Source organism: Polymorphospora sp. NPDC050346 (genome assembly GCF_040655695.1).
GTDB lineage: Bacteria > Actinomycetota > Actinomycetes > Mycobacteriales > Micromonosporaceae > Polymorphospora > Polymorphospora lycopeni.
Genome location: NZ_JBFAKM010000042.1, coordinates 44,101 through 64,625, shown reverse-complemented (window position 1 = coordinate 64,625; position 20,525 = coordinate 44,101). Strand labels below are relative to the sequence as shown.

17 protein-coding genes are annotated in these 20,525 nt (G+C 71.9%); 5 read left to right on the top strand and 12 right to left on the bottom strand.

From position 1 onward, the window contains the following. Positions 1-178: 178 nt before the first annotated feature. Entirely contained in the window at positions 179-781 is a 603-nt protein-coding gene (locus AB0I42_RS31330) for a DUF998 domain-containing protein (RefSeq protein ID WP_357543027.1), read from the top strand. On the opposite strand, the gene AB0I42_RS31325 is transcribed toward AB0I42_RS31330, so the two are convergent. The 3 genes from AB0I42_RS31325 to AB0I42_RS31315 all read right to left on the bottom strand — a co-directional run bounded on the left by AB0I42_RS31325 (position 778) and on the right by AB0I42_RS31315 (position 3,188). Beyond that, on the bottom strand, positions 778-1,074 hold the full coding sequence (locus AB0I42_RS31325; protein ID WP_357543025.1) for a hypothetical protein: 297 nt from the start codon (positions 1,072-1,074) through the stop codon (positions 778-780). The two genes, AB0I42_RS31330 and AB0I42_RS31325, sit on opposite strands and share 4 nt — an antisense overlap. A 69-nt stretch (positions 1,075-1,143) precedes the next feature. Further along, a complete protein-coding gene (locus tag AB0I42_RS31320; protein WP_357543023.1) occupies positions 1,144-2,370 on the bottom strand; it encodes an MFS transporter in 1,227 nt (408 codons plus the stop codon). 104 nt (positions 2,371-2,474) lie between these two features. After that, the gene (locus AB0I42_RS31315; RefSeq protein ID WP_357543021.1) at positions 2,475-3,188 is read right to left on the bottom strand and encodes a TetR/AcrR family transcriptional regulator C-terminal domain-containing protein; all 714 of its coding nucleotides are present in this window, start codon (positions 3,186-3,188) and stop codon (positions 2,475-2,477) included. Between the two features lie 118 nt (positions 3,189-3,306). Between AB0I42_RS31315 and AB0I42_RS31310 the strand changes: the two genes are divergently transcribed. Next, on the top strand, positions 3,307-4,290 hold the full coding sequence (locus AB0I42_RS31310; protein ID WP_357543019.1) for an NAD(P)-dependent alcohol dehydrogenase: 984 nt from the start codon (positions 3,307-3,309) through the stop codon (positions 4,288-4,290). 29 nt (positions 4,291-4,319) lie between these two features. Here the strand turns inward: AB0I42_RS31310 and AB0I42_RS31305 are convergent, their stop codons facing one another. The 4 genes from AB0I42_RS31305 to AB0I42_RS31290 are packed head-to-tail and all read right to left on the bottom strand — an operon-like array spanning position 4,320 to position 9,148. After that, on the bottom strand, positions 4,320-5,072 hold the full coding sequence (locus AB0I42_RS31305; protein ID WP_357543017.1) for a DUF6518 family protein: 753 nt from the start codon (positions 5,070-5,072) through the stop codon (positions 4,320-4,322). 3 nt (positions 5,073-5,075) lie between these two features. After that, positions 5,076-5,996, bottom strand: coding sequence for a hypothetical protein (locus AB0I42_RS31300; RefSeq protein WP_357543015.1), 921 nt, complete (start codon positions 5,994-5,996; stop codon positions 5,076-5,078). Positions 5,997-6,047: 51 nt separating this feature from the next. Then, positions 6,048-7,493, bottom strand: a complete 1,446-nt coding sequence (locus AB0I42_RS31295; protein WP_357543013.1) for an ATP-binding protein — start codon at positions 7,491-7,493, stop codon at positions 6,048-6,050. Continuing rightward, positions 7,490-9,148: an FAD-dependent oxidoreductase gene (locus AB0I42_RS31290; protein ID WP_357543011.1), complete on the bottom strand. Its 1,659-nt coding sequence runs from the start codon at positions 9,146-9,148 to the stop codon at positions 7,490-7,492. Before AB0I42_RS31290 ends, AB0I42_RS31295 begins: the two co-directional genes overlap by 4 nt. 85 nt (positions 9,149-9,233) lie before the next feature. On the opposite strand from AB0I42_RS31290, the gene AB0I42_RS31285 reads away from it, so the two are divergent. From AB0I42_RS31285 to AB0I42_RS31275, 3 genes are all read left to right on the top strand, one after another. Beyond that, entirely contained in the window at positions 9,234-10,319 is a 1,086-nt protein-coding gene (locus AB0I42_RS31285; RefSeq protein WP_357543009.1) for an AI-2E family transporter, read from the top strand. Positions 10,320-10,381: 62 nt separating this feature from the next. After that, a complete protein-coding gene (locus AB0I42_RS31280) occupies positions 10,382-12,817 on the top strand; it encodes a phosphoketolase family protein (RefSeq protein ID WP_357543007.1) in 2,436 nt (811 codons plus the stop codon). Between the two features lie 147 nt (positions 12,818-12,964). Beyond that, a complete protein-coding gene (locus tag AB0I42_RS31275; protein WP_357543005.1) occupies positions 12,965-13,348 on the top strand; it encodes a VOC family protein in 384 nt (127 codons plus the stop codon). Positions 13,349-13,431: 83 nt separating this feature from the next. On the opposite strand, the gene AB0I42_RS31270 is transcribed toward AB0I42_RS31275, so the two are convergent. From AB0I42_RS31270 to AB0I42_RS31250, 5 genes are all read right to left on the bottom strand, one after another. After that, on the bottom strand, positions 13,432-14,265 hold the full coding sequence (locus AB0I42_RS31270; protein WP_357543039.1) for a hypothetical protein: 834 nt from the start codon (positions 14,263-14,265) through the stop codon (positions 13,432-13,434). A 188-nt stretch (positions 14,266-14,453) separates the two neighbouring features. After that, positions 14,454-15,362, bottom strand: coding sequence for a hypothetical protein (locus tag AB0I42_RS31265; RefSeq protein WP_357543003.1), 909 nt, complete (start codon positions 15,360-15,362; stop codon positions 14,454-14,456). Further along, positions 15,349-17,385: a hypothetical protein gene (locus AB0I42_RS31260; RefSeq protein WP_357543001.1), complete on the bottom strand. Its 2,037-nt coding sequence runs from the start codon at positions 17,383-17,385 to the stop codon at positions 15,349-15,351. Before AB0I42_RS31260 ends, AB0I42_RS31265 begins: the two co-directional genes overlap by 14 nt. 234 nt (positions 17,386-17,619) lie before the next feature. Then, on the bottom strand, positions 17,620-19,197 hold the full coding sequence (locus tag AB0I42_RS31255; RefSeq protein ID WP_357542999.1) for a hypothetical protein: 1,578 nt from the start codon (positions 19,195-19,197) through the stop codon (positions 17,620-17,622). A gap of 136 nt (positions 19,198-19,333) precedes the next feature. Beyond that, positions 19,334-20,488 carry an epoxide hydrolase family protein gene (locus tag AB0I42_RS31250; RefSeq protein WP_357542997.1) on the bottom strand — a complete coding sequence of 385 codons (1,155 nt, stop codon included), beginning with the start codon at positions 20,486-20,488 and terminating at the stop codon, positions 19,334-19,336. Between the last annotated feature and the right edge of the window lie 37 nt (positions 20,489-20,525).

Below are 20,525 nucleotides of genomic sequence, written 5' to 3'. Positions count from 1 at the left end.
GACCGCCCATTCGCACACAACGGCCCTGGAAAAGAAACTGTCGCTGAGGTGATCGACCTATGAAAGTCGGCTTCCCCCACATGCCCGCTCCATGACCATCGGCACTGTGCCGGCCGGCAGCTCAGCCGATGTACTGGAACCGCCGGAGAGTCCGGCACGCAGCGGAAAGAAGGATCGCGTGGTCTTTTGGGCAGGCGCCGCCGGAGCGGCGCTGTTCGTGCTGGTGTTCCTCGTCGACGGCTGGAGCCGGCCGAACTACGCGCCCGTACGCCACCCGGTCAGCGCCCTGGCGCTCGGCGGGCGGGGCTGGATCCAGACCGCGAACTTCGTCGTCTCCGGCTCCGCGATCACGGTTGGCGCGCTCGGAGTGGTCTTCCAGGGGCCGAGCATCCTGCTCGGTGTCGTCCTGGCCGCCTTCGGGCTTGCTCTCGTCGCGTCCGGGGTGTTCCGGATGGATCCGATGCTCGGATATCCGCCGGGCGCCCCCGAAGGGATACCCGGGGAGCACAGCATCCGGCACCGGCTCCACGATCACGCCGGGGCCGTCGTCTTCCTGTCGCTGCCCCTCGCCGCGGCCATCGGCGCGTTCACACTGCCCGGGACGCCCTGGCGGATCGTCTCGGGTTGCCTCGCCGTCGCCCTGTTCCTCGGATTCGGCCGGTTCGGCTCGGCGTGGGAGGCGGTGTCACCACGCCTCGGCCTCATCCAGCGCGCCGTCATCATCCCGGGATGGGGCTGGCTCGCCGCACTCTTCACCGCGCTGGCGCTCGGACTGCACTAGCCGGGCGTCGGGTCGGCCCCGACGCCCTCCACATCAACCGCGTTCACCCGTTCTCCCGTGTCGGACAGGCGCAGGTAAGCCGCGTGGTGCGCGTCGAACCGCCGTAGGACCCCGGTGACCATGCTGACGGCACGGGCGCGCGGGATCGATTCGGCGACCTCGACGTCGAGGTTGCTGCCCAGGACTCCTTTGCCGGCCCCGACGACCTCGAAGCCGTCCAACTCGTCCAGGGCGTCCTCGATGTCGTCCCGATCGCATGGAAGTTCGTCGGTGAAGTAGATGTCGATGTACACCTGACCATCCTCGCCTCCCGCGTCGGCACTGGTTGACCTCCGCCCGGTGACCGATCCGGTCCACGCCGTTCAACCCGGTGCGCGTTCGGTTCCCGCATCCGCCGACGCGGCCCCGGCGGCCTCACGGCCGGAACGGCGCCGGGCGGCCAGGAAGATCGGCAGGGAGAGCAGTTGCGCGCCGGCCGCGAACACCACCAGCGCGAGGTGGGACCGTTCGTAGAGCAGGCCCGCCGCCACCGCGCCGATCAGCCAGCCCACCCCGTACCCCGCGTAGTAGAGGCCGAACGCCAGGTTGCGCCGTCCCCGGGGCAGGACACCGGCGACGAGGGCGGTGAGCAGGCTGTCCTGGGTCGCCTGCCCGATTCCCCAGAGCGCCATCCCGACAAGCGCGAGGTGCACCGGCAGGAGGAACACGAACGGCGAGAACGCGGCGGTGGCGACCACGGCCACGAGCACCACGGGCAGGCCGACGCGGTCGTAGAGCCGGCCGAGGCCGAGGCTGGCCAGCGCGCCGATACCGGTGGCCAGGGCGAGGAAGAGCGGCACACTGTCGCGGGTCACCCCGCTTCTCGCCAGGTGAAACGAGATCAGCTCGAAGTTCATCAGGCCCGCCGCGAAGCACGCCCCGGCCGCCAGGTAGAGCCAGTACGACCGGGTGAACCCCTCGGTCGGCACCGGCTGGCGTCGCGGTTCGATCGCGGCGGGCGTGGGAAACCGCATCCGCGCGATCGTCAGCGTGATCAGCGCCAGCACGGCCGGGACGACGAGCAGCGCGTACGCCGTCCGGAACGTCGCCGTGAGTAGGAGCGCTCCGGCGACGACCAGCGGGCCGAGTGTGCGCCCCGTGTGGTCCATTGCCGTGTTCACCCCGTAGATCCACCCCCGGCCGTACCGGCTGGTGGTGTAGGACAGCATGGCCTGGACGAGCGGCTTGCGTATCCCGCGCCCGATGCCCTGCAACAGGATCAGCGCCGCGGCGACCTGCCAGTATCCGGCGACGGCCAGCGCCGGTACGGCCAGCAGGTTGAGGCCGTAGCCCACGAAGACCAGTGGCCAGCGCCGGCGTATCCGGTCGGCGAAGTATCCGGAGACACCACGGGTGAGGTAGTTCAGGAACTCGCTGAGCCCGCCGACGATGCTGATCACGGCGGCGCCGGCGCCGACCGACGCGAGGAACAGTCCGTTCATGCTCGCGCCGCCGGAGTAGGCGGTGTCGCCGAAGAGGTCGACTAGCCCCATGAGGAGGACGAACCGGAACGCCGTCGCCCCTGACGAGGCACGACCCGCGCTGTTCACCACGCCTCACCTCACCCGGCCATTCCGAGCCTAGGCGGGACGACGATCAGCGTCGGCGAAACCGGCGGAGAGGACCGGGGCGGCGGCCGGTGCGGGCGACCGGGTCAGCGGGTTTGGTGCGACGATCTCCAGCCCTGCTGTTGCAGTCGTTCGATGCCGTCGAGCAGCAGGTCGAGCGCGAACTCGAACTCGAACTGGTCGTCGCAGCCCTGCCCGACGACCGACTCGTCGTCGTGGGAGGCCGCCGTGGCGATCTCGGCGAGGTGCGGGAAACGGGCCGCGACCTCCGGCGGCATGGATGCGGGCGGTTCGGGGTCGGTGGCGCCCGACCGGCCGGCGTTTCGGGAGGCGTCGAAGAGCTCCTGGCTGAAGCCCAGCATCCGGCTGCCCATCGCGTGCATCACGTGGTGGGCGAGGTCGGCGGACAGGCCGGTCCGCAACGTCGCGACCATCGCGTCGAGGTAGGCGAGGATGGCCGGCGTCGCCATGTTCCGCGCCTCGATCGCGAGGACCGCCCAGGGGTGGCGCAGCAGCACCTGCCGCGCCGAGAGGATCCGGCCGCGGATGGTGGGTTTCCAGTCGGCGCCGGCCACCGGCGGGTCGATCTCGCCGACGACCACGTCGATCATGCCGTCGAGCAGCTCGTCCTTGTTGGCCACGTGCTTGTAGAGGGCCATCGGTACGACGCCCAACTCCTGGGCGAGGTTGCGCATGCTGAGGGATTCGATCCCGGCCTCGTCGGCGAGCGCGACGGCGGCGCGCAGGACGCGGTCCCTGCTCAGCGGCGTCCGGCGCAGCGTCTCGGCCTGCTCAGCCATCCTCGGTCCTCGTCTTCCGGCGGCGGTTTGAACCATAACCGCCTTGACAGGTGTACGGCGTACACCTACCTTAATTCCAAGAGGTGTACGCCGTACACCCACAGGAGGAGAGAACAAGATGAAAGCCATCGTCCAAGACCGGTACGGCTCCCCGGACACCCTCACACTCGCCGACGTCGACACCCCGACACCCGCCCCGGACGAGGTGCTCGTGCGGGTCGAGGCCGCCGCCCTCAACGCGTACGACTGGCACGCCATGCGCGGCGACCCCCGCATGGCCCGGCTCGCCATGGGCCGGTCGCGCCCACGGGCCCGCATCCGCGGCCGCGACTTCGCCGGCCAGGTCGAAGCCGTCGGGAGCAACGTCCGAAACGTACGCCCCGGCGACGCCGTCTTCGGCGACCTCGGCGACGCCAACGGCGCGTTCGCCGAATACGTGTGCGTACCCGAGACCCTGGTCGCACCCAAGCCGGCCAACCTGACGCCGCGGCAGGCCGCCGCCCTGCCGCTGGCCGGCGTCACCGCGCTGATGGGGCTGCGCGACGCCGGGCAGGTCCAGCCCGGCCAGCACGTCCTCGTCAACGGCGCCTCCGGCGGCGTCGGCACCCTGGCCGTCCAACTGGCCAAGACAATGGGCGCGACCGTGACCGCGGTGTGCAGCACCCGCAACGTCGACCTGGTCCGCTCCCTGGGCGCCGACCACGTCGTCGACTACACCCGGGACGACTTCAGCCGCGGCGCCCGCCGCCACGACGTGGTCTTCGACCTGGTCGGCAACCGCTCGCTCACCGCACTCCGGCGGGCGCTGACCCCGACCGGGACGCTGGTGCTCTCCGGCGGCGGCGTCTACCGCGGCGGCAGCCTCCTCGGCCCCGTCTGGCTCCTCACCCGCGGGCAACTGCTGGCCCCGTTCGTCCGGCACCGCATCGTCAACCTCGCCACCGCACCCGGCCGGCAACACCTCGACACGCTCCGCAGCCACGCCGAGGCCGGCCACCTCACCCCGGTGATCGACCGCACCTACCCGCTCCACGAGGTACCCGAGGCCATCCGGTACCTCGAAGGCGAACACGCACGGTCGAAAGTGGTCATCACCATCTGAGATGGCGGGCACGGAACAGGTCAGCCGGGCTACAACACCATCCGGGCGGAGTCCACGAGATGCCAGGACAGGATGCCGGCGGCGACCGACGCCGGCGCGGTCACCGGGAACACCCACCACGAGATGCTCCGCCGGCGGAGCCACACCAGCACGCAAACCGCCACGACGGCCAGACCCACCTGCGTGCCGGCGGACAGCAGCCGGTCCAACTGCCACGGGTCGACCGGCCCGCCCCAGACGACGACGATCTGGAAGATCACGTACGCGCCCTCGCCGGACAGCAGGCCGAGCGCGGTCCCGGACGCGACCGAGGCGAACCGGGCGCCGCCATGTCGGACGGCCTGCCCCAGCCAGCCCATGACCACGCCCGCGCCGACCGACGCGACGAGCCAGAACGCCGTCGCCCGTGCCACGGAGACGAGTCCGGGCAGCGCCAGCACGGCACCCTCCACTCCGGAGGCCTGGACCCCGGCGAGCCAGCGTCGGCTGACGAAGAGGATGAGGGCGTAGTAGGTGACGGTGGACAGGGCGAGGACACCGACACCGACGACGGCCGCCGACCGGTGGCTCCACGCGAGGTAGCCGACGACCAGGGCGACGAGCCCCCACGCCGAGCCGGAACTCACCAGCGGCGTGAGGAACAGCGCCACCTCGAACGGCACCACGTCGGCGACGAACGCCGCCACCCCGAGCATGACACCCGCGAGGGCGTAGAACAGCGCCGCGCGGCGCAGGGCGGCCCTGTTCCCGGCCGCCACGTCGATGAGGTGCCCCGACGGCATCGGCTACCCCGTCCCGGTGGCGGTGGCCGGCGGGGTACGGCGGCCGGCGACGCAGCCGAGCGCGATCAACGCGGCACCGGCGAAGTGCCACAGCGCCCACGCCGGGAACGGGATGCCGGTGCCGGGCAGGGCGACGAGATAGTTCCGGTAGACGGCGCTGCTTCGCACGTCGTACACCCGGTGGTCGAACCACCAGGTGTCCATGGCGGCGGCGGACATCGTCAGCGCCGCCGCGGCGAGCAACACCAGGCCGCCGCCCAGCGACAGCCTCGCGGCAAGGCGGGCCGGCCAGCGCCCGGCCAGGGCATGACCGGCCGCGACCACGGCGGCCAGCGCGGCGAGCAGCCCGGGGAGCGCCACGGCGACCAACTGGGCGGGCCGGTCGGTGTCGACGGGCCGTATCCGGGCGCCGACCTCGGCGGCGACGTATCCGATGACCAGGGCCGCGCCCACGCCCGCGATCAGGATCGCCGGTGCCGGCCACCGCCGGCTCTTCGCCGCGGGGGCCGTCGCCGCACCGGTGTCGGATGGCGCGGCAGCCCGCGTGTGCACCACCACGGCGGCGATCAGCAGGGCGAGGGCCAGCAGCGACTGCCAGCTGTCACCCAGGCCGTCGAGGAGGGCGCCGACCTCGGTGGCGGCATCGGCGGCGTCCGGGGCCGGTGCGAGAAACTGGAGTCCGACGCCGGGTCGCGGTGCGGTGGCCCAGTTCCAGGCGGCGTCCAGCACCAGCACCAGCAGGCCGGCGAGCAGGAGCCGGACCGCCGGCCGCCGGATACCGGCACCGGTGCCGACGTACGCCGCCAGCAGTGCCCAGGCAAGGGTGTCCGCGCCGGGCAGCAGCGGCGAGAACGTGACGAGGCCGACCAGCTGGGCGACCGCGCACAGCACGTACCCGACAAGCAACCATCCCCGTACGGTCACCGCGCGATGATGCCACATCGGACAGACGCGCGGCTCCCACCGGACCGCGGCTCAGCCGGCGGTCAGCGGCAGCAGCACCTGGAAGCGGGTGTCGCCGGGCGCCGACTCCACCCGGATGTCGCCGTGGTGCTTCTTGACCACGATCCGGTATGAGATGTCCAGGCCGAGCCCGGTCCCCTCCCCCACCGGTTTCGTGGTGAAGAACGGTTCGAAGATGCGCGGGCGTACGTCGGCGGGAATGCCCGGACCGGTGTCGCCGACCTCGACGCAGAGCCACTCGTCGACCCGGCCGGTCCGCAGGGTCAGGGTGCCGCCGGTGTCCCGCATCGCGCCGAGCGCGTTGTCGATCAGGTTGGTCCAGACCTGGTTCAGTTCGGCGGCGTACGCCGGGATGGCCGGCAGCGTGCGGTCGTAGTGTTTCTCGACGCGTACGCCGTCGGGCAGTTTGGCGTTGAACATCACCAGGGTGGCGTCGAGCAGTTCGTGCACGTCGACCGTCTGGTGCGGGGCGCGGTCGAGTTGGGAGTACTGCTTGGCCGCCGAGACCAGCGTCGAGATCCGGGTGACGGCGTCCTCGATCTCGCCCATCAGCAGTTCGGTCTCGATGGTGTACGTCAGCCAGCGGACGGCGGCCTCGAGGTTGTCGGCGCCGACGGCGTCGGTGATCTGGTCGAGCCAGGGGGTGTCGACCCCGCCGGCGACGAGGGTGGGTGCGAGGTCCCAGCCGCCGGTGATGCCGTGGTCGTCGAGCCAGTCCGACAGTTCGTCCTCGGCGTCGCTGATCGCCAGCGGCGTGCGGGCCGGGACGTCGGCGGCCCGTTTGACCGCCTCGTCCTGCAGCTCGACGAGCCGGTGCAGTTGCCGCCCGTCGAGCCGCCCGTCGGCGATCATGGCGAGTTTCTGCCGCATGCCGGCGACCCGGCCGCGCAGCACCGACGTGGCGCGTACGGCCGCCGCGGCCGGGTTGTTCAGCTCGTGGGTCAGGCCGGCCGAGAGCTGGCCGAGGGCGAGCAGCCGTTCCCGCTCCCCGACCGTGTTCTGGGCCGCCCGCATCCCGTAGAACAGGCCCTCCAGCAGGTGCATCGCCATCGGGAACCAGTCGCGCATGACGTCGGCGAACGTCTGCGCGGGCAGGACGAGGAACTGGGCGTCGGTGAGCGCGGTCAGCGAGTTGCGGTACGTCTGCGGCACCCGGTCGCCGAGGTACGCCTGGGTGGCGCCGCCGTACACCCCGCGCTGGTCGGTGCGGGTCACCTCGACGTCCTCGCCGCGGACCCGGCCGCGCAGCGCGATCGTGCCGTTCAGGAGCACGTAGAAGCAGGTGGCGTCGTCGCCCTCGGCCCAGACGGTGGCGCCGGCCGGATGCGCCTCGACCCGGCCCTGCCCGCTGAGGAAGGTCAGTTGTTCGTCGTCGAGCGCCTCGAACAGGAACAGGGTCCGCAGCTCGTCGACCCCGAGCGTCGGCAGGTCGGCCCCGCCCGGCACCGGCGCGGTCACTGGGCGGCCAGGTAGCGGTGGACCAGCGACACGGCCATGGCACCCTCGCCGACGGCCGACGCGACCCGCTTGACCGACTCGGCGCGTACGTCGCCGGCGGCGAACACCCCGGGCACACTCGCCTCCAGGTGGTAGGGGTCGCGGGGCAGCGCCCAGCCCGCTGGCCGCCCGCCGCCGGCCATCAGGTCCGGGCCGGTCAGCACGAAACCGCGCGGGTCGCGCCGCACGGCGCCGCCGAGCCATTCGGTGCGCGGCTCGGCGCCGATGAAGATGAACAGCCACGACGTGTCGACCGTGCGGGTCCGCCCGTCGCGGGTGTCACGCAGTTCGAGCCGTTCGAGATGGTCGTCGCCGGAGCCGCCGACGACCTCGGTGAACGGGTGCACCTCGATGTTGTCGATCCCCTGGATCTGCTCGATCAGGTACTGCGACATCGACCGCCGCAGGTCGCCGCCGCGGATCAGCATGTGCACCCGGCCGGCGTACCGGGAGAAGTGGACCGCGGCCTGCCCGGCGGAGTTGGCCCCGCCGACGACGTAGACGTCGGCGCCGGCGCAGCTCGGCGCCTCGGTGGTCGCCGAACCGTAGAAGACGCCCTGGCCGGTGAGCTCGTCGAGGCCGGGTGCGGCCAGCCGGCGGTAGGCGACACCGGTGGCGAGCACGACGGTGTGCGCGGCGATCGAGGTGCCGTCGGCGAACCGCAGCACCTTCGCCGAACCGGCCGCCTCCAGCCCGACGACGTCGCGGGCGCTGAGCAGCTCGGTGCCGAACTTCAGCGCCTGCCGGCGGGCCCGCTCGGTGAGCTGGGAACCGGACACCCCGTCGGGAAAGCCCAGGTAGTTCTCGATCCGGCTGCTCTGGCCGGCCTGGCCACCGGTGGCCCGCCGCTCGACCAGCATGGTGCGCAGCCCCTCGGACGCGCCGTAGACGGCGGCGCCGAGCCCGGCCGGCCCGCCACCGACCACGACGAGGTCGTAGAAGTCGGCGGCCGGGGTGGTGCTCAGGCCGATCTGCGCGGCCAGGTCGGCCTCGGACGGCATCACCAGCGACTTGCCGTCCGGCGTCACCACCAGCGGTACGTCGCTCGCGGTCACACCGGCGGCGGTCAGCAGCTGGCCGCCCTCGGGCTCGTCGGCGAGCAGCCACCTGAACGGCACGAGGTTGCGGGCCAGGAAGTCGCGTACGGCGAACGACGGCGCCGACCAGCGGTGCCCGACGACCCTCATCTCCGTGATCGCCGGATCGGGTGTCGCCTGCCATGCCTCGAGCAGGGTGTCGAGCACCGGATAGAGCTTCTCCTCCGGCGGGTGCCAGGGTTTGAGCAGGTAGTGGTCGAGGTCGACGACGTTGATCGCGTCGATGGCGGCGTTGGTGTCGGCGTACGCGGTCAGCAGCACCCGGCGGGCGCGGGGGAATAGGTCCATCGCGGCCTCGAGGAACTCGATACCGTTCATCGCCGGCATCCGGTAGTCGGCGAGCAGGACCGCGACCTGCTCGCCGCGCAACTTGATCTCACGCAGCGCGTCGAGGCCCTCGGCACCGGAGGCGGCCCGCACGACGCGGTAGCGGTCGCCATACCGCCGCCGCACGTCGCGGGCCACCGCCCGGGACACGGCCGGGTCGTCGTCGACGGTGAGGATCGCCGGGTTCGCCATGCGGTAATCAAAGCACCTTCCCGGTTACCGGCAGGCTACCGACCACGGCGGGCATCAGGGGGCCGGGCGTGGGTAGTCGCAGCCCGTGGCGCCAGACCCGTGGCACGACGTACGCCGCACCGCCCGCCGGACCCTGACCGTGCTCGGTCTGGTGCTGGCCGGCGCGCTCGGGCTGCTGCTGATCTACGCGACCCGCCGGATCCTGGTCTGGATCCTGGTCGCGCTCTTCTTCGCGGTGGCGCTGAACCCGGCGGTCGACTGGTTGCAGAAGCGCGTGCCCCGCTGCCGGCGCTGGCTGGCCACGCTGGTCGTGTTTTTGGCCGTGTTCGCCCTGCTGGGCGGCCTCGGTGCGCTGTTCGTGGTGCCGCTGGCGCAGCAGGGGGCGCGGATCGCCGACGAGCTGCCCCGGTTCGTGGAGCAGGTGCAGTCCGGTGACGGGCCGGTCGGCCGGCTCGCCGAGCGCTACCACGTCGTCGAGCAGGTACGCGCCAACGTCGAGCCGCTGCGCGGCCACGTCGCGGACCTCGGCGGCCCGACGGTGGCGATCGCCCGGGGCGCCTTGATCACGGTCGCCGCGATCGTGACGATCTTCGTGTTGTCGTACCTGATGGTCCTGCAGGCCCCGAAGGTGACCGGCGGCCTGCTCGGCCTGCTGCCCGAACGCCGGGCGCGGCGGGCCCGCCGGCTCGGGCACGAGTGCGCCCGTACGATCACCGGCTACCTCACCGGCAACCTGCTGATCAGTGTGATCGCGGGTACGGCGACGTTCATCGTGCTGACCGTCCTCGGCGTCCCGTTCGCGCCGCTGATCGCCCTGTTCGTCGGCATCACCGACCTGATCCCGCTGGTCGGCGCCACGATCGGGGCGGTGGTGGCGGTGCTGGCCGGGTTCACCCAATCGGTGACCGTGGGCATCGTCCTGATCGTCTTCTTCGTCGTCTACCAGCAGGTGGAGAACCACCTGCTCCAGCCGGTGATCTTCGCCCGTACGGTGAAGCTGAACCCGCTGACGGTGCTGATCTCCATCCTGGTCGGGGTGGAGCTGGCCGGGATCGCCGGGGCACTGCTCGCCATCCCGGTCGCCGCCATGATCCAGATCATCGCCCGGGACCTCTGGGCGGTGCACCGCGCCCGCCGGATCGCGGCCGCCGGACCGGCGCCGGACGGCTGACGGCACGGCGCATCCGGGCGTTCGGCATGCGGGGTACGGCGGGAGCCGGCAGGCTCGCAGGGGTGGACACCGCGCTCGAACTCGCCGGCCCGCTGACCCACGACGAGCTGCGCCGGCTCGACGCCTACTGGCGGGCCGCCAACTACCTGACGGTCGGGCAGATCTACCTGCTGGACAACCCGCTGCTGCGCGAGCCGCTACGCCCCGAGCACGTCAAACCCCGGCTGCTCGGCCACTGGGGCACCAGCCCGGGGCTGAACCTGATCTACGTACACCTGAACCGGGCGATCGTCGCCCGCGACCTGAACATGATCTACGTGGCCGGGCCCGGACACGGTGGCCCGGCGATCGTGGCCAACACCTGGCTGGAGGGCACCTACAGCGAGCTGTACCCGTCGGTCGGCCGCGACGAGGACGGCCTGCGCCGGCTCTTCCGGCAGTTCTCGTTTCCCGGCGGCATCCCCAGCCACGTCGCGCCGGAGGTGCCCGGCTCGATCCACGAGGGCGGCGAGCTGGGCTACTCGCTGTCGCACGCGTACGGGGCGGTGATGGACGACCCCGACCTGGTGGTGGCGTGCGTGATCGGCGACGGTGAGGCGGAGACCGGCCCGCTGGCCGGTAGCTGGCTGTCGAACATGTTCGTCGACCCGGCTCGCGACGGGGCGGTGCTGCCGATCCTGCACCTCAACGGCTTCAAGATCGCCAACCCGGCGGTGCTGGAACGCATCCCGACGGACGACCTGCTGTCGATGATGCGCGGGTACGGCTACCAGCCGTACCTCGTCGAGGGCGACGACCCGGCCCGGGTGCACCAGGAACTCGCCGGCACCCTCGACGTCGCCCTGGACGCGATCGCCGCCATCCAGGCCCGCGCCCGCGGCACAGCCGCCAACCAGGCCCGCGCCCGCGGCCACGCCGGAGCCGAACCCTCCCCCGACGGCCACCCCGGACACCGGCCCCGCTGGCCGATGATCATTCTCCGTACGCCGAAGGGCTGGTCCGGGCCACGGGAGGCCGACGGGCACCGCGTCGAGGGCACCTTCCACGCCCACCAGGTGCCGCTCGCGGTGTCCCGGGGCAACCCCGAACACCTGGCCCGGTTGGAGCAGTGGCTGCGCTCGTACCGGCCGGAGGAACTCTTCGACGCCACCGGTGCCCCGGTCCGCGACCTGGACCGGCTCGTACCGCCCCGGGACCGGCGGATGAGCGCCAACCCGGTCACCAACGGCGGCCTGCTCTTGCGCGACCTGGCCCTGCCCGACTTCCGCGCGTACGCCGTCACCGTCGACCGGCCCGGCGGCCCCGACGCCTCGGCGACCGGGGTGCTCGCCAACTGGCTGCGTGACGTGATCGCCGCCAACCCGGACCGGTTCCGGCTCTTCGGCCCCGACGAGGTCGAGTCGAACAAGCTCGGCGCCGTGTTCGAGGTCACCGACCGGGCGTTCGTCGGCCGGATCACCCCCGACGACCAGGATCTCGCCCCCGGCGGGCGGGTGCTGGAGGTGCTGTCGGAGCACCTGTGCCAGGGCTGGCTGGAGGGCTACCTGCTGACCGGCCGGCACGGCGTCTTCACCAGCTACGAGGCGTTCATCCACATCGTCGACTCCATGGTCAACCAGCACCTCAAGTGGCTGAAGGTGACCCGGAACATCCCCTGGCGGCGGCCGATCGCCTCGCTCAACTACCTGCTGTCCAGCCACGTCTGGCGGCAGGACCACAACGGCTTCTCCCACCAGGACCCCGGCTTCATCGACCACGTCGTCAACAAGAAGGCCGAGGTGGTCCGGGTCTACCTGCCGCCGGACGCCAACACCCTGCTGTCCACTATGGATCACTGCCTGCGCAGCCGGCACTACGTCAACGTCGTCGTCGCCGGCAAGCAGTCCGGGCCGAACTGGCTCGGCATCACCGACGCCATCCTGCACTGCCAGCGCGGCCTCGGCGTCTGGGACTGGGCCGGCACCCGCACCGGCGAGGAACCCGACGTCGTCCTCGCCTGCGCCGGCGACGTGCCGACCCTGGAGACCCTGGCCGCCGCCGCCCTGCTCCGCGAGCACCTGCCGGACCTGCGGGTACGCGTCGTCAACGTCGTCGACCTGATGCGCCTGCAGCCCGACACCGAACACCCGCACGGCCTGCCCGACGCCCAGTTCGACGCCATCTTCACCCGCGACCGGCCGGTCATCTTCGCCTACCACGGCTATCCGTGGCTGATCCACCGGCTGACGTACCGGCGTACCAACCACGCCAACCTGCACGTACGCGGCTACAAGGAGGAGGGCACCACGACCACCCCGTTCGACATGGTCATGCTCAACGACCTGGACCGCTTCCACCTGGTCACCGACGTCATCGACCGGGTGCCGGGGCTGGGCGGACGGGCCGCGTCGGTACGGCAGAGGATGGTCGACGCCCGCGTCGCGTGCCGCGCCCACACCCGCGAGTACGGCGAGGACCACCCCCGCATCACCGGCTGGCGCTGGCCCGCCCCCGCCTGATCCGCCTGATCCGCGTGATCAGGGAGTAAGTCGCGCGTGTCGTCGGCGGGTCGGCCTCTCCACTCCCTGATCACGCGGATCATGGCCGGGCGGCGCGGAGCGGGCGCCGGGGCCGACGGGGCGATGGCGGCTGTTAGCGTGCCGGTCATGCATCGCAGCCGCCTGTACGGCGTGTTCGTCGACTCACCCCGTGCCGAGGCCGACGCCGCCGTCTCCTTCTGGAGTGCCGCCCTGGGCGTGACACCCGAGCGGCCGGCCGACGACGAATACACCGTGCTGCCCGGCGCCGCCGGCCACGAGCTGGCGTTCGAGGTGCAGGCCGTCGACGACGCCCCGCGCTACCACCTCGACATCGAGACCGACGACGTGGCCGCCGAGGTGGCCCGGCTGACCGCGCTCGGCGCCAAAGAGGAGGCGCGGCACGACGGCTGGACCATCCTGCGCGCGCCCGGCGGCCACCTGCTGTGCGTCGTACCCGTACAGAGCGACCGGCCGTTCTTCTACCGCCACGCCCGCACCTTCGACTCCTGAGCACGTGCCACCGGCTCGAAGATCCGCGTGATCAGGCAGTGGAGACCACGACCCGCCGACGACCCGCGCGACTCAATCCCGGATCACGCGGATCGGTGCGGGGCGGGGAGGCCGATCGGGTTCATCGCCGGCAGGTGGGTGCGGGCCGCCATGGCGATCGGGTGGAGCAGGGAGGCCAGCCGCTCGGTCGCCGTACCGCCCAGGCCACGCCACGGCGCGACGGCCAGCTCGTCGGTGCGGCGTTCGATGTCGTCGCGGGCGGTCCGCGCGGCCGTGGTCGGCCTGCCGTCGGCCTCCAGCCAGCCACGCTCCACCAGCCGGGTGGCGGCCGCGTCCCACTCCTCGTCCGACCAGCCCCGGTTGGGTTGCAGGACCTCCCGGTCGCTGTCCAGGGCGGACCGCCACACCAGCGCCTCGACCCCGTCGAGACCGGCGTTGACCAGCGTCGCCACGTGCCCGTCACCGCGGTGCTCGCGCAGCACGGTCGCCGCCTGCCACAACATCCCGACCGGGTCGGCCGGCCACGGCAGGTCGGCGTGCGCGGCGGCCAGCGCCCGCCCGGCGAGATCGGCCTGACCGGCCGCCGCCCGCAGCAGTTCCGCCGCCTCGGCCACGTCGGCCGCCGGCACCGACCCGAGTACGTCGTCGAGCGCGGCCCGGGCACCGTCGAGCCGGGCGGCCAGGGTGTCGGCCGGGGTGGCCCGGGTCCACACGTCGGGCAGGGCCCGCCGCACCATCGCCGGGTGGAAGCCGAAGAACGTGGCGTGGACCGGGCCGGGGCCGACCGGCCCGAACGCCGCGGCCCGGCCGGCGAAGTAGCCGCGCCAGTAGCCGCGCAGCCCGACCGCCTCGTAGCGGGCCCGGGCCTGCGGCGCGAAGTAGGTGACCGCGTGTACCGGTTCGAAGAGGGTCCACATCCGTCGCGCCCGGTCCATGCCGTCTCCCGCCTCCGGTCCGATGATCATCCGACTGTCGCACACACGTCGGGCCAGTAAACCCGACGGCGGGAACACGGCACGTGCCATGTTCCCGCCGTCCCCCCGTTTCGGGACAAGAGGTGCCGGTCCGCACGGTTGGGGGGCAATCCGCGCGGACCGGCACCGGCCTAATTGGTTTCGACAACTCCGGAGCAGGCGAACCGCAGGGAGATGTCGATCTCGGCGTCGTAGCTGTTGGAATCGAGCAGCCCGGTCAGGACGATCTCGCCGGCCGGCAGCTTGTCGGCCGTACCCTCCTGGAGGGTGGCGCTGCCCGCGAACGAGTCGCCGGGCTCCAGTTCGACGAAGCCCTCCGGCTGGCTCATCTTGGCGTATCCCGCCGACATCGTGTTCAGGTACCGACCCTTGTGCCGCAGCAGGCTCAGCGTGATCGACGAGGTGTCCTCGGTGTCCACCGTGTAGCCGTCGCCGGACTTGACCAGCGAGACCTGACCCTGGCCGCCGACCTTGGCGTCGGTGTCGAAGTAGACGCTGACGATCAGGTCGCCGGTCGACTTCGAGCGGTAGCAGCGCGTCGTGGCGACCCAGCCCGGTGTCGTACCCGGCAGGTCCCCGCCTTCCAGCTTGATCTCGCCGCGCGGGACGGTCGAGACCGTCGCCGTACACGCCGAACCACCCTCGAGGCCGGCGAACACCAGCGTGTCGCCGCGCTGGAGCAGGTCGCCGGCCACCCCGCCGAAGCCGGCGATCAGCGCCAGCTCCTCGTCGCCGAGCTTGCCGTACGTCAGCCGGTCGACCAGCCGCCACTGGCCGGCGGCCAGCATCTTCGACAGGTCCTGGCAGGGGCGGGCGCTGGCCAGCGTCACCTGGGTCTCGGTCTGCGTCACCGGTACGACGTCGGCGGAGACGTACAGGCCGGCGAATGTGGTCAGTCCGCCCCCGGCGGTCGGGGCACCCGCGTCACCGCGGTTGCCCATCGTGGGTCCTTCGTCGTCGCCGGTGCAGGCGACCAGTCCGGCCATCGCCAGCAGGCCGGCGGCGAGCAGCAGCGCCCGGTGGGGTTTAGAGGCCGTCATAGGAGTACTTCACCTTCGGGCAACGCGGGTCCTCTTGCACCCGCACGATGGGCCAGGAGAGGTCGCTGAACGGGAAGCTGCTGCCGCCGAGCAGGATCTCGACGTCGCCGACCGGCCGGCCGACCCGGTAGTCGGCCAGCACCTCGAACTGGGTGCTGAGGAACGGATAGAAGCGCAGTACGCCGTCGAGGAACTGGGCGCCGCCCTCGCCCTTCATGATGAAGAACGGGTTCGGGCCCTGCCGGTCGTTGGTCATGACGCTGATCTCGTTGTCCTGGCCGGCGAAGCCCTTCGGCACGTTGACCCCGGTGACCGCGCCGGCGGCCTGGAGCATGCCACTGCTCTCCGCACCGGCGTACCCGGCCGTGCCCTTGAACGGACCGGCCACCCCGGTGCAGCTGACCAGGTCGACGTGGACGTCCATCAGCTTCGCCAGGAGAAGGTTCACCTCGCTGCTGCCCTGGGCCAGGATGATGTCCGCGCCGTGGTATTTCACCTCGATGGTGATGGTCTGCGCCGGCAGTCCCGCCTTGACCAGGACCTCCTTGAGCAGGTCGAAGGTCTTGCCGATACCGAAGCCGACGGCGTTGGACAGGAAGCCGTAGGCGTCGCCCAGCTCGAACGGGAAGCTCTCCTTGTCCAGCTTCGCGATGAACAGGGCCTTGCCCTTCAACTCCTCACCCTCGCCCGCCGGGTCCTCGACCGGTGGCTTGACTTCCAGGGTCGCCTTGCCGTCGTCACCGGTCTTCGACCCACGGGTGAGCTTGGCGCTGTCCGCCGAAATCGCCTTCAGCAGTTGGTTGCCACCCTCCTGGTACCCGCCGAGCAGTGGCTGCTCGCTGGCCCACTTGATGGTCATGCCCTTCATCGGGCCGGGCTTGGGGACGTCGACCCCGGCCAGTGCGTAGCACTCCAACTTGTCCAGGGCGATCCCCGCGTCGAAGAGCGCGGTCGCGGTGAGCGTGACATGTTCGTCCCGGGTGCCCGCCCGGTGCTTGAAGTGCGTGCTGCTCTTGTCGGCGGTGAGGTCGAGGCGGGCGCCGAGCATCAGCAGGATCGCGCTCGCCGCCGCACCGGCCTTGCCCCACGCCTCGTTCGCCTTGTCGAAGGCCTCCTTGCCGCCTTCGGTGAGGAACTCCTTGGACAGCCGGTCCTTCAGTTCACCCTTGAGGAAGTCGGCGTGGGCCTTGCCGGCCGCGTCGCCGGGACTGGCGAAGATGGCGGCGAACTCGCCGCACGGCCCGGCCGGGTCGGCGTGAGCGACCCCGCCGCCGAGCAACCGGTCGACCAGTCCGGGGCGTCCCAGTGCCTGCGGCTTGGCGCCCGGCTTCACCTCGCCGAACCGGCTGGTGGCGTGCCCCAGCAGCAGCGTGGTCTGCAACGGGTCGAGGAAGACCGACGCCGGGTCGGCACCGGGGAAGAACACCTGCTGGCGGTGGGCGGCGAGGGCGCGTACGCCGGCCGCCGCGGTGACGAAGACCGGGTTGTCGCCCGGCTCCTTGCCCCAGTTGCCGATCGCGGCGGTGAGCTGGGCGAACGTCGGGTCCTTCTCGGTCAGCCCGACCGAGGTGAGCAGGGTCGCGAACTCCTCGACGGAGTAGCGGTCACCGGCCCGGGTCGCCCGGGCCAGAAGCGGGACGAGCTCGGCGTAGACCGGCGCGTCGACCATCGCCAGCTGGTCGGGCACCGCCACGACCGGCCCCTTCGCGGACACGATCGCGTGTCCGGAGCGGCGCAGCAGTTCGGCGGTCGCCGCGGCCGACCGGTCCGCGTCGTCGGAGAGGATGTCGGCGACGAGTTGCTCGGCCGCCTGTGCCGGGTCGTCGGGCAGCCCCTTGGCCACCGCCTCGACCGCGGCGCTGTCGACGCTGCCGGCCTTGTCCGGCTCGTCGTCGTCGCCGGGGGTGCATCCGGTGGCGACGAGCGCGGCGCAGATGAGCGCCGCCGTCGATCGTCGCCATCGGGCTCGGGTGGTTCTGCGTCGTACGCCGCCACCTCGTGCACCGCAGGAGGTGCGTGTCATCGGTATTTCCCTTCGCAGCCGGGGCCTGCCCCGTGGTGGCACGCGTCAGTGCCGCCCATGAAGCAGTGAAGCCGCCGGCTGTCCCGGGCAACCAGGGACCGTTGTCCCACCGCTTCGGGATCTTCACGGGCGCTGAGTCCTGCCCACGCCGGCGTCGGCCCGGCCGATCGGTCCGGAAGCGCGACAGCCACCGAGCGCGGTGCTCGGTGGCTGTCGGAGCCGGTCGGGGCGGGCTCAGCCCTCGACGACGGTGATCACCAGCGGACCACCCGGTGGTTGCTCGGTCTGGCCCGGGTAGCCCACCCGGGTCCGGTTCCCGGCCGCGTCGGTCAGGGTGAAGCCGACCGTGTACTGACCGGGTGCGAGAGATCCCGGGTACGCGGTGAGCCCGATCAGGCCGTCCGCCGGCTCCTGGACACCGCGCGAGGAGCCTCCCCGCGACGCGCCGGCGGCGTTGTAGATCGTCATGCTCATCCCGGTCACCGGGGCGGGTGAGGTGGTGTCGACCGCCACCGTGAGCGGGATTCCCGCGCCGGCCTGCAACTCGGCCTGGGTCCAGTCCGTCTTGGACAGTGATGCCGACAGCACGGCCGGCGGGACCGAGTCGGCCACCCGGGTGATCGCGAGGCCCAGGTCGGCGTTGCCGTACGCGGTGCCGTAGAACGCTTCGTTGCCGGCGGCGTCCTTCAGCACGATGCCCGTGATCACGCACTCACTCGCGTGGGTACCCATCTCGATCGGCACCACGGCGGTGCCGTCCGCGCGGATGGTCGGCGTCGTGCTCGCCGCGCACCAGCTCACCTCGACGTGGACCGACGCCAGCCCGCCGACCCCGCCGGACGGGGTGAACACGAGTTCGGCGGTCTTGGGCGTACGCCAGTTGTCGACGACCTCGGGCGTCACCGTGAAGCCGGTCGCGGAGATCACGTCGTTGCGGCTCACCCGGACGGTCGGGGCGGACACCCCGGTGAGGACGTTGGTGTGCCCGGCGTTGTCGGTCAGCACGACCTTGAGCACCGACCAGGCACCGGCCGGACTGCCGGCCGGGATCACCGCCGTCACGGTGCACCACGCGAAGGTGGGGTCGGGGACGTCGTTGCCCTCGCCGCACTGGGGCGCCCAGCCGCCGAGGTGCTCAACGGCGAAGGGCGCGACGACGCGCTGCCCCTGCGGTCCGGCGAACACCACGCGTCCCTTCCAGAAGCCGCTGCCCTCGTCGCTGACCAGGGTGCGGTATCGCAGCGTCACCCCGTTGCCGTCGTCGTAGACGGCGGTCGGCTGGCCGGGTGCCAACGTGAGCCAGGTGACGTAGGGCGCCGTCCCGTCCACGAGCTGGGTCACGCTGAACTGGGCGGCCGGGTGGGCGAGCGCGGCCTGGCCGAGCGTGCGGCTGTTGCCCCGGTCGTCCTCGATCGTCACCTTCGTGACCCGCCAGACGGCCGCCGTCGCCGCGCCGTACTGGGGCACCTGGAAGGTGTATTCGTAGTCGGAACTGCGCACGTCGCCGGCATGCGACCACACCTGTGCGGGAGTGGAACCGAGGGCGTAGGTGACCGTCCGGGCCGAGCCGACCGGTGTCGAGTCCACGAACTGTCGGAACTGGACGGTGCCGTGAACCGTGGTGGCGGCACTGTCCTGATTGGCCACGGTCCAGGTGAGCTGGATCTGGGCCCAGCCCTCGCTGGCGTCGACGTCGGCGGCGCTCCAGGCGAGGTTCGGGACGGACAGTGTGGGGGTGCGTGGGGCGGCCTCGGCGGGTGTGCCGATCAGCAGGGCCGCGACCAGGGTCGTCACCACCGCTGCGGGCAGCATACGGATACGCGACAGGATCAAGTGCTCTTCCTCCTGTTGGGACGGTCGCCTCCCGCGACCGGGCGCAGAGCATAACGTCACCCTCCGACAACCCGCTGTCGATTTCCGCCGGCCCGCGGCCCGGTCGCGGTGGCGGTCACCGCAGGTCGCGGAAGAAGTCGCGGATGTCGGTGGTGAGCAGTGCCGGCTCCTCCAGCGCGGCGAAGTGGCCGCCCCGGTCGACGTCGGTCCAGCGGGTGATGGTGTGTGCCGCCTCGGCGTAGCGGCGGATGCCGACGTCGTGCGCGAAGACGATGGCCCCGGTCGGTACGCCGGAGTTCGCCGCCTGGGCGCCCCAGCCGTGCTCCTGGGCGTATCCGACGTACGCCGCCGAACCGGCCGTGCCGGTCAGCCAGTAGATCATGACGTTGGTGAGCAGCCGGTTCCGGTCGATCACCTTGTCCGGCTCGACCGGACGGGGGTGGGTCCACTCCCGGAACTTGTCCATGATCCAGGCGAGTTGGCCGACCGGGGAGTCGGTGAGGCCGTACGCCAGGGTCTGCGGGCGGGTGCCCTGGATCGCGATGTAGCCGAACTCCTCCCGCATGAACGCCTCGATGCGGCTGATCCGGTCGCGTTCGACGTCGGTGAGGCCGGCGAGTTCGTCGTCGGGCAGCGGCAGCTCGGGAATGTCTCCGGGACCGCCGTTGACGTGCACGCCGGCGACGAGGTCGGGTGCCACCCGGCCGAGTTCGGGGCTGACCGCGGCCCCGATGTCGCCGCCCTGCGCGCCGTACCGGTCGTAGCCGAGGCGGCGCATCAGTTCGGCCCAGGCGCGGGCGATCCGGGCGGTGTCCCAGCCCCCGTCGGCGGTCGGGCCGGAGAAGCCGAAGCCGGGCAGGGACGGGATGACGAGGTGGAAGGCGTCGGCCGGGTCGCCGCCGTGCGCGCGGGGGTCGGTCAACGGGCCGATGACGTCGAGGAACTCGACGACCGAGCCGGGCCAGCCGTGGGTGAGCACGAGCGGGAAGGCGTCCGGCTCGGGTGAACGGACGTGCAGGAAGTGGATCCGCTGGCCGTCGATCTCGGTCGTGAACTGCGGGTACGCGTTCAGTTCGGACTCGGCGGCCCGCCAGTCGTACCCGGTACGCCAGTGGTCGGCCAGGTCCCGCAGCCAGCCGGTCGGCACGCCGGTGTCCCAGCCGTCGCCGGGCAGGGCGGCCGGCCAGCGGGTGCGGTCGAGCCGGTCCCGCAGGTCGTCGAGCTGGGCCTGCGGGATGTCGATCCGGTACGGGGTGATGTCTTCGTTCATGCCGACGACGCTACGGACCGAACAGGACAGCTTCTGT